Consider the following 14,408-nt stretch of genomic DNA (forward strand, 5'->3'; position numbering starts at 1 on the left):
GCTTTAGACCCAAACGGTATGATCTAGGGTCTCTCTTTATTGAAAACATAATGATCTATAATTACATTACCTATAGTTATATCAAAGAAATATCTTTCGGTGCCAGCTATTAAACAACTATATTTCGCGTGTAAAGTAAGAATAACAATTAAGGACATACATGTTTAAGCAGAAAACGAATCCGGCAAATAGCATTACTCAACAGCAACCTAATGCTCACGCCTTAATTTTATCTGGAGGCGGTGCTCGTGCGGCTTACCAAGTAGGCGTTTTATCTACTATAGGCAAATTATTACCTAAAGGCGCGAAACTCCCCTTCCCTATATTATGCGGCACATCCGCGGGAGCATTAAATGCATGCATGTTAGCCACTAATTCCCATGATTTTACAAAAGCGGTCAGTCGGTTAAATTACATTTGGCGACACTTAACCCCCGATAACGTATACGAAACAAAAAGCGTAGAACTGCTTTCCTCGGCCTCAAAAGTATTCGCATCGATAGTGAAGAATAAAAACAACCACGAACACGCTGTGTCCTTACTCAACAATGCACCATTAGATAGGCTATTGCAGCGTTTTCTGCCCCTCCATCAAATAGGCGAAGCCATTAATGAAAAGGAGTTAATCGCTCTCGCCATTACGTCTATGAATTACACGACAGGGGAAACAACCACTTTCTTTGAGGGGGATAAAAATCTAAAAGAATGGTCTGGATTTCGCCACAACGGTAAGGCGTCTAAAATAGATTTCGCACACTTACTCGCTTCTAGTGCCATCCCAACGCTCTTCCCAGCACAAAAAATAGACTCATATTATTATGGTGATGGTGCTATGAGACAAAGATCACCAATCAATCCTGCGATTCAGCTAGGAGCCAATAAAATCATGATTATTGGTGTAAGTGGCAACCGCAACCCTAAATTATGGTCGGATACAGAAGAAGTACCTCACTCACCAACAATCGGGCAAATAACCGGACAATTACTCAATAGCGCGTTCATAGATAACTTAGAAGGTGACATTCAACAACTAGAGCACATCAATAAAATCTTATCTTATGTGGCCGAAGACGTTAAGATCCCCAATATTAAACACATTGATTCTCTGGTCATTTCCCCCTCAGAGGCGATCGATGACATCGCCGCAAAACACATCGATACTTTGCCAAAAAGTATTCGTTTTTTGCTGAATGTAACGGGTAATAGCAACGATTCTTCTGGAAATTCAGCCGCCAGCTATTTGCTATTTACACCAGAGTATTGTCAGGAATTAATTGAATTAGGCCGAAAAGATGCCATGTGGGAAAAAGATAAAATACTTGATTTTTTAAAATAATAAACTGAGCAATAGGGCTCTAAATAAGAGCCCTATATAAGAAACTAATTAATAACCTCTCGTTCAACCAATTCGTTGAACTCGGCTTGATACTCCTTTTCAACAGGACTTTCTACGTCTTTAGCGTTGACGTGATGCACACGCCCTGTAGGGTGACGGGCTTTATGTTTTACCAGTTGTTTTTCTAGTTTGCTAACCAGCATATCGAGTGCTGTAGACAACTGCTTGTCAGTTTTAGCCGTTGCAAATAAATCATGGCCAGGAATGTGAACACTTGCCTCTGCAATTACTTCATTTGTAGCATGTTTTTCAGAATTCAAAATAACATTGATTGTGGTTATCTGGTTATTAATACGTTGAAGATGATCCATTTTTTCTTTAACTAATGCCTGAGTTTCATCGTCAGACTTTACATGATGACCACTAATATTAAGAGTATACATAGATTATTATTCCTTATTCAGTTTACAAAACGATATTTTTAAATATGTACCTTTACCTCTCTCTTTTGCTTTAACCTAAGTAAAACTTATGGCCTAACTCACAAAAATTCAACCTAATTTATTTTTTTTTAGTCTTTTTTTCTGAGAAAGAACAATAATCATACAAAATCCTGAAGAAATACGTTTCTATAAAGTTATTCAATAAGTTACTGAACTATTTTTAATCTGTTTTGTCCTAGTCATTGTCATGTAAATTAACAGAAGATAAACGCATTATGATCATCCCCTCTTTGCTAAAAACCTTAAATTCTACGGAGTGTAAACATGAAAGCGTCTAAAGTTATCATTTTAGGGGTCATCACGTTAGCGATTGCACTCTTTTTCACCTACGATCTGCACACCTATTTGAGCCTGTCGTTTCTTAAAGAACAGCAATCCTCTTTTGCAGAGTTAAAAGCGGAGCGTCCCTTCTTGGTTACTGGCATTTTTTTCATTGGATACATAATTGTAACCGCCTTGTCATTACCTGGAGCGGCCATTTTAACGCTGGCCGCAGGCGCATTATTCGGTTTGTTTCAAGGGCTATTAATTGTCTCTTTTGCCAGTTCGTTAGGTGCCACTTGCGCCTTTTTGGTTTCTCGCTATTTATTCCGAGAATCCGTGCAAGCTAAATTTGGTCAAAATTTAAAATCGTTCAATAAAGGGATGGCGAAAGATGGGGGGCTATACCTGTTCACATTACGCCTTGTACCGGCCTTTCCATTTTTCCTAATAAACTTACTAATGGGCTTAACGCCAATAAAAACATGGCGTTTCTATTGGATAAGCCAAGTCGGCATGTTAGCTGGTACGGCCGTTTTTGTTAACGCAGGAACACAACTGGCTCAAATTGACAGTTTAAAAGGCATTTTATCTCCTGGGCTTATTTTTTCATTCGTTTTACTTGGTGTTTTTCCCATAATAGCTAAGAGAATCATCGCTATGGTTAAATCAAAGAAAAACCTTAAACACATAAAAAAACCTCAGTCATTTGACTACAACATGCTGGTCATTGGTGCTGGGGCAGGCGGACTCGTGAGCTCTTACATAGCCGCTGCAGTCAAAGCAAAAGTCGGCCTAATTGAGCGACATAAAATGGGCGGAGATTGTCTAAATACAGGCTGCGTTCCAAGTAAAGCCTTAATTCGCGCTGGCCATGCTGCTCATGATATGCGTAATGCAGCCAAGCTGGGCCTATCCAACGTAGAACCAGATGTTGATTTTAAAGCTGTTTTCGAGGGAGTTCATAAAGTCATTAAAGAAGTTGAGCCGCATGACTCAATTGAGCGCTATACTGACTTAGGTGTTGACTGCATTACTGGCGATGCAAGGGTCATTTCTCCCTATGAAGTCGAGGTAAACGGCAAAATATTAACCACAAAAAATATTGTGATTGCTACGGGGGCAAGACCTTTTATTCCAGACATTAAAGGCCTTGAGCAAGTTAAATACCATACTAGCGATACCATTTGGGAACTAACAGAAAACCCTGGACGATTGATCGTACTTGGCGGCGGCCCTATTGGCAGTGAGTTAACCCAGTCCTTTGCTAGGCTTGGCGCCGAGGTGACTCAGGTTGAACGTGGCCCAAGAATCATGCCGCGCGAAGATGAAGACGCCGCGAAGTGGATTTCAGATAACTTTATTAGTGAAGGCGTAACGCTGCTAACTGGACACGCTGCCGAAGAAATCATTATCAAAGATGGTGAGAAATTTTTACTTTGCACTTATAAGGACACCCGCACCGACGACACCAGAGACATTCTCATTCCTTTCGACACCTTACTGATTGCGGTAGGCCGCTCCCCGAATGTGCGCGGCATTGGGTTAGAAGAGATCGGTGTTGAGATAAATGAACGCGGAGCACTGGTCGTTGACGATTACTTAAGAACCAACATCCCCAACATCTACGGTGTCGGCGATGTGATCGGTTCTTATCAATTCACCCATACAGCCGCTCATCAAGCCTGGTTTGCAGCTGTAAACGCTCTCTTTGGAAAGTTCAAACAATTTACCGTAGATTATCGCGTGATTCCATGGGCGACATTTACCGACCCTGAGGTTGCTAGGGTGGGTCTTAGTGAAGACGAAGCAAAAGCGCAAAACGTTTCCTACGAAATGGTAAAGTTTGAAATTGAAGAGTTAGACAGAGCGATTGCCGATCGTAAAACGGCGGGATTTGTGAAAGTGTTGACTGTCCCTGGAAAAGATAAAATTCTTGGCGTCACCATAGTTGGCAATCACGCAGGGGATTTAATCGCAGAATACGTCCAAGCGATGAAATATAACATTGGATTAAACAAGGTGCTCGGAACCATACACATTTATCCAACTATGGCCGAGGCCAACAAATACGCAGCCGGAGAATGGAAACGCGCCCATGTGCCCCATAAGTTGATGACCTATGTCGAAAAATTCCACAAATGGGGTCGAGGAAAGTAACAGAGCATTCAATCTAAATTAAAATAAGCACCCGATCAATGATAATGCGATTACTTTATCTACCACCATTGATCAGGTGCCTTCTTATTGAAAGAAAGACTCTATTTTCATTTATGTACGCTAATTTACGATGAAAGCTTAACCAACAACCAGCCATTTCGTAGCAAGGCATTTTGAATTCTTTGAGACTGACTAAAAGGCTCAACTATACGGTTTTCTTATTAACTGGTTTCTGAGAATCCCCAGCATCAATCGACAAGGAAACATAATCTTCAAGCACACCCGCCGTAAAACGCTCACGCTCACTGATTGAACTAATTTTTTCTGATTCCCAGTTAAGCAAGCGAACAAAAACAGAATACTTAGTAATAACCGATAAATTCACATCTTTTATACTGATGCCATTTGATGTCATCAAATGAAACACTTGCTCTAAATTTTTCTGGGCTTCAAACTGACCACTCACGCTGGCAGCAGACAACAACTCTTCCACTTTCAATAAAGGGTTCTCAACCTTATGCGCCTTTTTCGACCCCATAGAAAACGTTAGAAATTTTGTTAGCATATCATCCGTGTAGTTTTCACGAGCATCTATATCCTCTATCTTAGCCGTTTCACTTTCTAACAACTTAATAAATAAACTTTTGCTTTTAATGTCTGAAAATTCCAAATCACGAAGTGACAGATCATTACTGCCCATTATGTCAATCACAGCGTCAAAAGAGACACGTCCTTCTTCTCCATGACGGACAGCATTAGACAGTTGCTTTCTTAGCTCATGCATTATTTTAGCGGCACGATATTCTTCTTTTAGCTGAACATGCCGCTGATAATCGGACGTAATCTTGTTGTAATCTTCCGCTAACTCGTCGTAACCAGCAAGCGCATCACGCTCTTCTCTTAAGCAATGCATACGAATTTCTGAACGACGCTTTTCCCAAGACTCATACGCTTGAGCGCGCAATTGAAACGCTTTCTCTATTGCTTCCTCAAAACTGCGTTCAACTCGGGCTCTCTCACTTCTTTCTGCCAACTCTTCCTGTTCGGTTATCATTCGAGCATTGCGCTTTTCTTTTAACGATTCTTCAGCCAGCTTTTGCTGCATGGCAATGGCATCTAGCTTTGACTGGACATCAGCCTCATTAAAATCCGCTAATTGTTCATGCACTCTATTCCAATACTTATCTTCTTCAAACGGCCTATCCGGATTACTAGAAGCATATTGTCCACGTAATCTTTCAGAGAAATCAACGGCATCAGAACGGAAAGCATTTGCCGCGTCAATAACATTGTCTGCCGCATAATTCATAGATGAAGTGCTATCCTTTACTGAACGATTGAATGGTTTTTTGATGTCTTCAGACGATGTCGATTCGGTTTTTATTTCATGGTTTTCTTCATTCATAGGACAGTCAACGTTTAGATCGGCATTGTCAAAATTGTTTGTGCGGTGAGCAACACTGTCATCATTGGAGCGGCCTAATTTGGATTCAGCATACCCCGACTCATAACCCTCTTCGATATCATCAAGAATCGTTTTACGGCCTGCGTAGGCTTTACTGGCTTCTACAGGTTTTTCACTAAAACGTCTAGAAGAGAAAGATTCCGTAACTTTCGCCTTTTGCGGCTCTGATTCTGTCGTAAACTCTCTGGATTTCGCATTCCAATTCACTCTAAATAGTGTATTTACATCACACAACATAGACTGAGGAATCTCATATTTCTTCAAGAAGTTCTGGTGTATAACTGACTCAGCATGGCGTAACGCCATCTTAGACTCACTTGAATTAGAGGAAGTCGCTAAGTTTAATAGTTTTACAACCTTGCTAATGGCTTTCTTTTTTCTACGTATGCTCACCATAATTGCCTTCCGTATTTAGCCTATTCTTTTATAATTAATAGCATGGTCATTCATATTGATTGTTACCCTTGAAAACGAACAACCTGCTGTAGAAACCAATGTGTAGCAAAAGACTTGCCAACTAATGTAAATACACCAAAACGAACTTGCCATCAATTCGGTCAAAAAAACACCAAGATAATAACAAATAGTATTTTCTGCTGACAACATAGAGACCAGTAATATGCATTTTTTATAGCATACCCCGCCTTATTCAATGCAATGACAAGCTCAAGCATTTATAATCCAGTAAATTATAAGCGTTACTGTATTCTAGACCTTATTCAGTTTTATGGAGACCTCATGCTTAACGTACAATGCTTGATTGATGCTCGGGCAAAACTTGCCGAATGCCCTCGTTGGGACGAACAGAACCACGCTTTATATTATGTGGATATCGACTCATTCCAGTTATGCCGTTATGACCTCGCCTCTGACTCACTAGAAACTCGTCAGTTCGATGAAGAAATTGGCTGCTTTTCTCTTACTGAGTCTGGTGGTTTTATTGCCGCATTTCGTTCAGGCGTGTATACGTTCGCCGATTTTCAAGGTGAACTCACGCCTTATTGGATAGCCGATTACGACATAAAAACCACACGCTTTAACGATGGGCGCTGTGATTTTAACGGTCGCTTCTTGGCTGGCACCATGTACGCCCCAAAGGACGCGTTTAAAGGCGCCTTATATCAATTTTCTGATAACAACAAGACGCTATTAGATCAAGCGGCTTGGACATCAAATGGGCTGGCGTTTTCCCCTGATGGCACAATTATGTATTATTCAGATACGCCAAATCATATTGTTTATAAATTTGATTATGATATGGAAACAGGCAAAGCCTCTAATAAAAACGTTTTTATTGAATTCCCTAGAGGCCTTGGTAGACCAGACGGTGCGGCGGTCGATACCGATGGAAACTACTGGTCAGCACTTTACGCAGGACAAAGAGTCGTCAAGATCAATCCACAAGGTAACATTTTAGAGGAATACCCTGTTCCCGCTATTTATCCTACAATGGTTGCCTTTGGGGGGGCCAATATGAAAACACTCTTTGTAACAACATGCCGAGCCGCTCACACAGATGAAGAACTCGTGTCTTATCCTCAAGCGGGTGGTATTTTTGCGATTGAAACATCCTCCACTGGGTTAATTGAACCCAGGTTTAAAAAATAGAAACACCGTATACAACGCTATCCCATTAACAAACTAGATGAATTAACAATGCGCGCAAGTAATTATTTATTTTCAACATTACGCAACTCCCCAACTGACGCCGTTGTCGTTAGCCATCAATTAATGATTAGAGCCGGTATGATACGACAAGTATCTAAGGGGCTTTACACTTGGCTACCTACAGGCATAAAAGTGTTACGCAAAGCCGAAAAAATTGTCCGAGAAGAAATGCAAAATGCCGGCGCTCTTGAAGTATTAATGCCTGGTGTCCAGCCGTCTGAATTATGGATGGAAACCGGGAGATGGCAAAAATACGGACCGGAGTTACTGCGCCTAAAAGATCGACACGACAGAGACTACTGCCTTGGACCAACCCATGAAGAAGTCATTACCGATTTAGCCCGAAATGAGCTTACCAGTTATAAACAGCTACCCTTAAACTTTTTTCAAATTCAAACAAAATTCCGTGACGAAGTACGCCCCCGCTTTGGTGTAATGCGTTCACGAGAATTTTTAATGAAAGACGCCTACTCGTTCCATGTAAACCAAGAATCGTTGCAGGAAACATACGATGTAATGCATCAAGCGTATTGTAATGTCTTTAACCGTATTGGTTTGGATTACCGCCCTGTTCGCGCTGACACCGGCAGCATTGGCGGTGCATTTTCTCATGAGTTCCATGTGCTAGCCGAATCAGGAGAAGATGATATTGCGTTTAGCGATTCTTCTGACTTTGCTGCCAATGTTGAATTAGCGGAAGCCATAGAGCCAAAAGCCGTCGCTGATGATGCCACACAAGACATGGAAGAGGTTTTCACACCCAATTGTAAAACCATACAACAAGTCGCCAATTTTTTAACATTGCCTGTTGAAAAAACAGTAAAAACAATGCTTATCAAAGGACTCGATGAGAACGGAAACCCGACCATTATTGCTTTGGTTTTACGTGGTGACCACTCAATCAATGAGATCAAGGTTGAAAAAATTGCAGGCGCTGTTATTCCGTTTGAATTTGCTGAAGAAAATGACATTACCCGTGCCGTAGGGTGTGGCCTAGGATCCATTGGACCTATTGGTTTAAAGGATAAAGGCATCCGGGTCATTGTTGACCGATCTGCCGCTGTTATTTCTGATTTCTGCGCTGGAGCAAACAAAGACGATCATCACTTTGTTGGCATTAACTGGTCAAAGAACTGCCCAGAATTTGACGTTGCTGACTTAAGAAATGTAGTTGAAGGTGATCCCTCTCCTGACGGTCAAGGTCAGATTGTTATAAAACGCGGCATCGAAGTAGGCCATATTTTCCAATTAGGTCAACAATATGCCGAGTCTATGAACGCGACTGTACTAGATGAAAATGGCAAAAGCCAAGTCATGTGGATGGGCTGCTATGGAATTGGTGTTACTCGTGTTGTTGCGGCCGCTATAGAACAAAACTACGATGATAAAGGCATCGTTTGGCCTGAATCTATCGCTCCCTACGATGTCGCCATAGTCGCGATGAATTATGACAAATCTGAAGACGTTCGTTCCGTTTGTGACGATTTATACAACACTCTTACTAAAGCTGGCATAGACGTTATTCTTGACGATCGAAAAGAACGACCAGGAGTGAAGTTTGCTGACTGTGAATTACTGGGTATCCCTCACAGAATAGTGGTTGGAGATAAAGGGCTTGCTAAAGGAGAGTTAGAATACAAACACCGACGCTCTGGCGACAGCGAAGACATTGCTTTGGATAGCGCCGTTGACATTCTTCAGAGTAAAATGAACAAAACAACGTAAGTTATTCGCAAGATTTGCCCCATCTACACAATGGGTGGGGCAATAAGTAAATTGTAGACAAAGAACCTTCGACATAAACCAAACACCTCTAGGATTATTCATGACAACCATTTATCACAACCCAAGATGCTCAAAATCAAGAGAAACATTGGCACTTCTTGAAGAAAAAGGCATTAAACTGACGGTTAGACTTTATATGGAAAACCGCCCAAAAGTGGATGAACTAAAAAACGTTTTACACTTTTTGTCATTGCAACCAATCGAGTTAATGAGGACAAAAGAGTCTATCTATAAAGAGCTCAATTTGCATCTACCCGAAACCACCGACGCACAAAGATTATCAGCCATGTGCCAATACCCTAAATTGATTGAGCGCCCAATTGTCATTCATAAAGGCAAAGCCAAAATCGGTCGCCCTCCTGAACACGTCTTGGATTTATTTTAATGCCATCACCCTATGTTCTCATTCTTTACTATAGTCGCCATGGCTCGATTGCTGAGATGGCTAAATACATTGCCAGAGGAGCCAAAAAGCAAACGACGGTGGACGTAAAAATAAGACAAGTACCTGATGTAGCAGCAACAACAACATCGTCTTCACCCTCCATTCCTGATGAAGGCGTTCCTTATTGCACATTGGATGAATTAGCGCAATGTCATGGCTTGATTCTAGGAAGTCCGTCGTATTTCGGCAGTATCGCTGCGCCGTTAAAGCACTTCCTCGATCAAACATCGACTATTTGGATGACAGGGCAATTAATTGACAAACCGGCTTCAGTCTTCACCAGCGGCAGCAGCATGCATGGCGGTCACGAAATGTGCTTACAAGCCCTTTCGATACCACTATTCCATCATGGAATGCTTGTTCAGAGCCAACCCTATAAAGCAAAAGAGTTAATGCAGACAAAAACGGGCGGCACGCCTTATGGGGCCAGCCATCTCGCCACGAGCACAAATAATACGGAGCTCAGCACAGATGAAGCCGCTCTTTGTGAAATGCAGGGATACAGATTGGCTAAATTGATCGATCAACTTAACAAGTAAAGAGAGGCCTTGAGTCATTATGGCAAAAAAAGAAAGCGTTACTCAAAAAGAGAAAGCAAAAGCAACCTCTCTTTATTTGAAAACCTATCCTTTAATGGTGCTCAATTTGATGTCACTTATTGTGGTAATCAGTGTGCATCATTTATTTTTACAAAAAACCGTTTATGATCACCCCTACGCTTTTCTCTTGGCGACTGTATTGCCATTATTACTCATTGTACCGGGAGCACTTAAAGGAAGTTATCGTGGCGCAATCTGGATTTGTTTTGTAACATTGACCTACTTTATTGCCGGCGTGCTGAATTGGACACAAGGGATAAACTGGGCCTACGGAATGAGTGAAACTCTGCTTTCTTTGTCTCTGTTCCACCTAGCATTGATGTACGCAAGATGGAAAGGACTCAGTGAACTTCCACTCAAGAGCCAATCGCTTTAAATAAATTTAACATTGCCAACATCAACACTAAAAAGGCCCCAGAGATAAATAACGATCGTCTTGGGCCTTTTACATTTCATTACGCGGCACTAAGAAGTAAAACTTAATAATGAGGGAGCTGAATCCCATCAAACAAAGCATCAACTTCACTTCGGTTTGCAAGGGACATAGCCTCAGACACAATCTCTTTTGTTAAATGCGGCGCAAAAGATTGAATAAAATCATACATATACCCACGAATAAACGTATTAGATCGGATGCCTATTTTGGTCATGCTGCTTTCAAATAAGTGTGACACATCAATTGCGACAAGGTCGCTGTCTAGATTTTTATCGTATGCCATGGTCGCCACAATACCAACCCCTAACCCCAAACGCACATACGTTTTGATAACGTCAGAATCCGCGGCTGTAAAAACAACATTCGCTTCTAGGCCCGCCTCATGAAACGACTCATCCAATTGAGATCGGCCAGTAAAACCAAATACATAAGTGACTAATGAGTGTTTAGAGAGCTCTTCCAAAGTCAACTGTTCAGTCGAAGCCAATGGGTGCGTCTTAGGAACCACCACCGATCGATTCCAAGTATAACAAGGCAACATAACCAAATTGCCAAACAGCTCTAACGCCTCCGTAGCAATGGCAAAATCCACACCACCGTCATTCGCCATTTCAGCAATTTGCATCGGCGTCCCTTGATGCATATGCAAGCTGACGTCTGGATAATCGGCGATAAAATTATGAATTACTTTTGGCAATGCATAACGAGCCTGTGTATGTGTAGTTGCTATATCTAAAGATCCTTTCCTTTCATCACTGAATTCTTTCGCTATTCGTTTGATATTTTTTGTTTGGCTAAGAATATCACCCGCCAACTCAAGAATTTTTTCACCTGCTGGGGTTACATGCGTCAAATGCTTGCCACTTCGAGCAAACACTTCGACACCTAATTCATCTTCTAATAAGCGAATTTGCTTACTCACTCCAGGCTGAGAAGTATATAAAGCTTGCGCCGTAGCCGACACATTTAGGTCATTACGTGCAACTTCCCAAATATATCTAAGTTGTTGAAGTTTCATTAACGCCCCTTATTCTAAAAAGGTTTAAAAACATAATAAAATATTACTTTATAGAATAGTGAAAAACCTCTAATGTTGCCACAACAATTCTCACTAAGAAGTAAAAGATGGATTTCATTTGGTACATTATGGCGGGTTCGCTCGTAGGTTTAGCCGTTGGCATCACGGGAGTAGGCGGAGGCTCTATCATGACCCCCCTATTATTAATGTTCGGCTTCCCACCTCATATTGCTATCGGAACTGACCTGATGTATGCAGGTTTAGCCAAAAGTACAGGCGTTATCATGCACGCAAAACAAAAGAATGTTAACTGGAACATTATGGCCGCCATGGCCGCTGGAAGCATTCCAGCTTCATTATTAACCGTACTATGGCTATCCCAATACGATACACCGGATTTTTATCAAGAAATTTTGACATCCACTTTAGGTGTCATGCTCGTTGCGACCGCTTTGGTTATTATATTCAGAAAGAAACTGCTATCAGCGAGAGGAGCGGATCACCCAAAATCAAGTCATAGCCGTTTACGGTACATTTTTTTTGCAGGCATTGTACTAGGTACTTTAGTAACACTCACCTCCGTTGGAGCAGGTGCATTAGGCACCGCCCTATTGATGTTACTTTTTCCCACTATGGCCGCTAGAAACATTGTTGGAACAGACTTAGCGCATGCCGTTCCGCTAACTCTAACGGCTGGAATTGGCCATGTCTTTTTAGGGAACGTTGATTACTCATTACTGGTGGCTCTTTTAATTGGCTCTATTCCTGCCATTTATGTTGGCACCCATATTTCCACCTATGTACCAAATAAGGTTTTACAACCAGTTTTAGCTACAGCATTAATGGGATTTGGCGTAAAATACCTTTTCTTTTAAACATAATAACGACTTCGTCGATCAGCAAAAGCAATTAGGATAAAAAATGAGTGACTCCAAGTTAGAAGATTTAAATATTGCCTCATTCTCACCACTATTAACACCAGAGAGAATGAAGCAGGCTTTTCCTGTAACGGAAGAAATTAGAGCGAGCATTACTAAAGCACGTGAAGACATCAAAAACATTCTTGATGGAAAAGATCACAGACTGGTTATCGTGATTGGTCCATGCTCTATTCATGACACCGAGGCCGCACTTGACTATGCCCGTCGATTGAAAGAACTGTCAAAAAAAGTGGATGACACCTTATTAATTGTGATGCGAGCTTATTTTGAAAAACCACGTACCACGGTTGGCTGGAAAGGGCTTATTAATGACCCTAACCTAGATGGTACGTTTGATGTAGAGAAAGGCATGGGGATTGCTCGCAAGCTGTTAATTGATCTTTCTGAAATGGGCTTACCATTAGCCACTGAAGCATTGGACCCAATTTCACCTCAATACATTCAAGATTTAATTAGCTGGTCAGCCATTGGCGCAAGAACGACTGAGTCACAAACTCACAGAGAAATGGCATCAGGTTTATCGGGGCCAGTGGGATTCAAAAACGGTACAGATGGCTCTATGACAGTGGCCGTTAATGCGATGCAATCCGTTTCTCACCCGCATTCTTTTCTAGGTATAAACGAAGCGGGTCAAGTAAGCGTTGTGAACACGAACGGCAATGCGTACGGTCACTTAGTTTTACGAGGCGGTAATGGCAAACCAAATTATGATTCAGTTAACATCACATTGAGTGAGCAGGAACTAACAAAAGCCAAGCTTCCTCATAACATCATGATTGACTGCTCCCATGAGAATTCAAATAAAAAACCTGAGATTCAACCCCTTGTCGCCAAAGACGCTACAAAACAAATCCTTGAGGGCAATAATTCAATCATTGGTTTAATGATCGAAAGTAATATAGGCTGGGGCAATCAAAAAATTAACTCAGACAAAAGCCAGCTTGCTTATGGTGTATCCATTACCGATGCCTGCATAGATTGGAAAGCAACAGAAGAAACCCTGCTTGAAATGACGGATAAGCTGCGCGACGCCTTACCAAAAAGAAAACGTTAACTACTGGCATTTTGCATTGATCCAGTAAAAAATTGATCCAGAAAAAAAGGGCCGCCAATTACGCATTAGCGGCCCTTTTTACAACGACATATTATTTACATAAACGCATTATCTGTAACAGTATGGTCAGTAGAGTCTTTAACCCCGGTTAAGCCTGGCACTTTTTCGATAAGCGTTTTCTCAACACCTTCTTTTAACGTCAAATCGACCGCACTGCAACCCTGACAGCCACCACCAAACTTTAATACGGCAATTTGGCCATCAACAACTTCGATTAAACTTACCTCACCACCATGAGCCGCCAATCCTGGATTGATATCGGAATACAACACATAGTTGATTTGATCTTCTATGGGACTGTCTGCAGACACTTTTGGCATTTTGGCATTCGGTGCTTTAATTGTTAGCTGACCGCCCATTTTTTCTTTTGAGTAATCAACAAACGCCTCATCTAAAAAAGCGACTGAATTCTTTTCGATAAGCACTTTTAATTTGGGCAAATTCAGTATTTCGTCAGATTCAACCGATTCTTCAGGACGACAATATGCCAAGCATGTTTCTGCATAAGGCGTTCCTGGTTGCTGGATAAACATTCTCACAGACATACCGTCAACATCTTGCTTTTCTAGCAAAGAAGACAAATATTCCTGAGCACTATCAGTAATTGTAATATTCATATAAAACCTTATGTCAAACTCTAGGCAATTAATGGGGCTATAGTAACTCAAAACAACCCC

At 41.4% G+C, this 14,408-nt stretch carries 13 protein-coding genes; 9 read left to right on the top strand and 4 right to left on the bottom strand.

Going from position 1 to position 14,408, the window contains the following annotated elements; all coding sequences use genetic code 11:
• The first annotated feature begins 160 nt into the window (after window positions 1-160).
• Window positions 161-1,336, top strand: a complete 1,176-nt coding sequence (locus IEZ33_RS11630; RefSeq protein WP_191600222.1) for a patatin-like phospholipase family protein — start codon at window positions 161-163, stop codon at window positions 1,334-1,336.
• Window positions 1,337-1,380: 44 nt separating this feature from the next.
• On the opposite strand, the gene hpf is transcribed toward IEZ33_RS11630, so the two are convergent.
• Window positions 1,381-1,779 carry a ribosome hibernation-promoting factor, HPF/YfiA family gene (gene hpf / locus IEZ33_RS11635; RefSeq protein ID WP_191600223.1) on the bottom strand — a complete coding sequence of 133 codons (399 nt, stop codon included), beginning with the start codon at window positions 1,777-1,779 and terminating at the stop codon, window positions 1,381-1,383.
• 324 nt (window positions 1,780-2,103) lie between these two features.
• Between hpf and IEZ33_RS11640 the strand changes: the two genes are divergently transcribed.
• Window positions 2,104-4,260 carry an FAD-dependent oxidoreductase gene (locus tag IEZ33_RS11640; RefSeq protein ID WP_191600224.1) on the top strand — a complete coding sequence of 719 codons (2,157 nt, stop codon included), beginning with the start codon at window positions 2,104-2,106 and terminating at the stop codon, window positions 4,258-4,260.
• A gap of 205 nt (window positions 4,261-4,465) precedes the next feature.
• Here the strand turns inward: IEZ33_RS11640 and IEZ33_RS11645 are convergent, their stop codons facing one another.
• Window positions 4,466-6,121 (bottom strand): DUF2786 domain-containing protein, encoded by a 1,656-nt coding sequence (locus IEZ33_RS11645; RefSeq protein WP_191600225.1) that lies wholly within the window; start codon window positions 6,119-6,121, stop codon window positions 4,466-4,468.
• A 342-nt stretch (window positions 6,122-6,463) separates the two neighbouring features.
• On the opposite strand from IEZ33_RS11645, the gene IEZ33_RS11650 reads away from it, so the two are divergent.
• The 5 genes from IEZ33_RS11650 to IEZ33_RS11670 all read left to right on the top strand — a co-directional run bounded on the left by IEZ33_RS11650 (window position 6,464) and on the right by IEZ33_RS11670 (window position 10,598).
• Window positions 6,464-7,333 (top strand): SMP-30/gluconolactonase/LRE family protein, encoded by an 870-nt coding sequence (locus tag IEZ33_RS11650; RefSeq protein ID WP_191600226.1) that lies wholly within the window; start codon window positions 6,464-6,466, stop codon window positions 7,331-7,333.
• A gap of 48 nt (window positions 7,334-7,381) precedes the next feature.
• Window positions 7,382-9,118, top strand: a complete 1,737-nt coding sequence (locus IEZ33_RS11655) for a proline--tRNA ligase (protein ID WP_191600227.1) — start codon at window positions 7,382-7,384, stop codon at window positions 9,116-9,118.
• 100 nt (window positions 9,119-9,218) lie between these two features.
• On the top strand, window positions 9,219-9,563 hold the full coding sequence (arsC, locus tag IEZ33_RS11660) for an arsenate reductase (glutaredoxin) (protein ID WP_191600228.1): 345 nt from the start codon (window positions 9,219-9,221) through the stop codon (window positions 9,561-9,563).
• Window positions 9,563-10,162 carry an NAD(P)H:quinone oxidoreductase gene (wrbA, locus tag IEZ33_RS11665; RefSeq protein WP_191600229.1) on the top strand — a complete coding sequence of 200 codons (600 nt, stop codon included), beginning with the start codon at window positions 9,563-9,565 and terminating at the stop codon, window positions 10,160-10,162. The genes arsC and wrbA overlap by 1 nt, the downstream gene beginning before the upstream one ends.
• Before the next feature lie 19 nt (window positions 10,163-10,181).
• Window positions 10,182-10,598, top strand: coding sequence for a DUF2069 domain-containing protein (locus IEZ33_RS11670; protein WP_191600230.1), 417 nt, complete (start codon window positions 10,182-10,184; stop codon window positions 10,596-10,598).
• 103 nt (window positions 10,599-10,701) lie between these two features.
• On the opposite strand, the gene cysB is transcribed toward IEZ33_RS11670, so the two are convergent.
• A complete protein-coding gene (gene cysB, locus IEZ33_RS11675; RefSeq protein ID WP_191600231.1) occupies window positions 10,702-11,676 on the bottom strand; it encodes an HTH-type transcriptional regulator CysB in 975 nt (324 codons plus the stop codon).
• A 107-nt stretch (window positions 11,677-11,783) separates the two neighbouring features.
• On the opposite strand from cysB, the gene IEZ33_RS11680 reads away from it, so the two are divergent.
• Both IEZ33_RS11680 and IEZ33_RS11685 read left to right on the top strand, forming a co-directional pair.
• Window positions 11,784-12,551 (top strand): sulfite exporter TauE/SafE family protein, encoded by a 768-nt coding sequence (locus IEZ33_RS11680; RefSeq protein ID WP_191600232.1) that lies wholly within the window; start codon window positions 11,784-11,786, stop codon window positions 12,549-12,551.
• 46 nt (window positions 12,552-12,597) lie between these two features.
• On the top strand, window positions 12,598-13,671 hold the full coding sequence (locus IEZ33_RS11685) for a 3-deoxy-7-phosphoheptulonate synthase (RefSeq protein ID WP_191600233.1): 1,074 nt from the start codon (window positions 12,598-12,600) through the stop codon (window positions 13,669-13,671).
• A gap of 95 nt (window positions 13,672-13,766) precedes the next feature.
• Here IEZ33_RS11685 and nfuA read toward each other — a convergent pair whose 3' ends face one another.
• Entirely contained in the window at window positions 13,767-14,348 is a 582-nt protein-coding gene (gene nfuA, locus IEZ33_RS11690; RefSeq protein WP_191600234.1) for a Fe-S biogenesis protein NfuA, read from the bottom strand.
• Window positions 14,349-14,408 lie beyond the last annotated feature (60 nt).

The sequence above is a fragment of the Marinomonas algicola genome (assembly GCF_014805825.1).
GTDB classification, from domain to species: Bacteria; Pseudomonadota; Gammaproteobacteria; order Pseudomonadales; family Marinomonadaceae; genus Marinomonas; species Marinomonas algicola.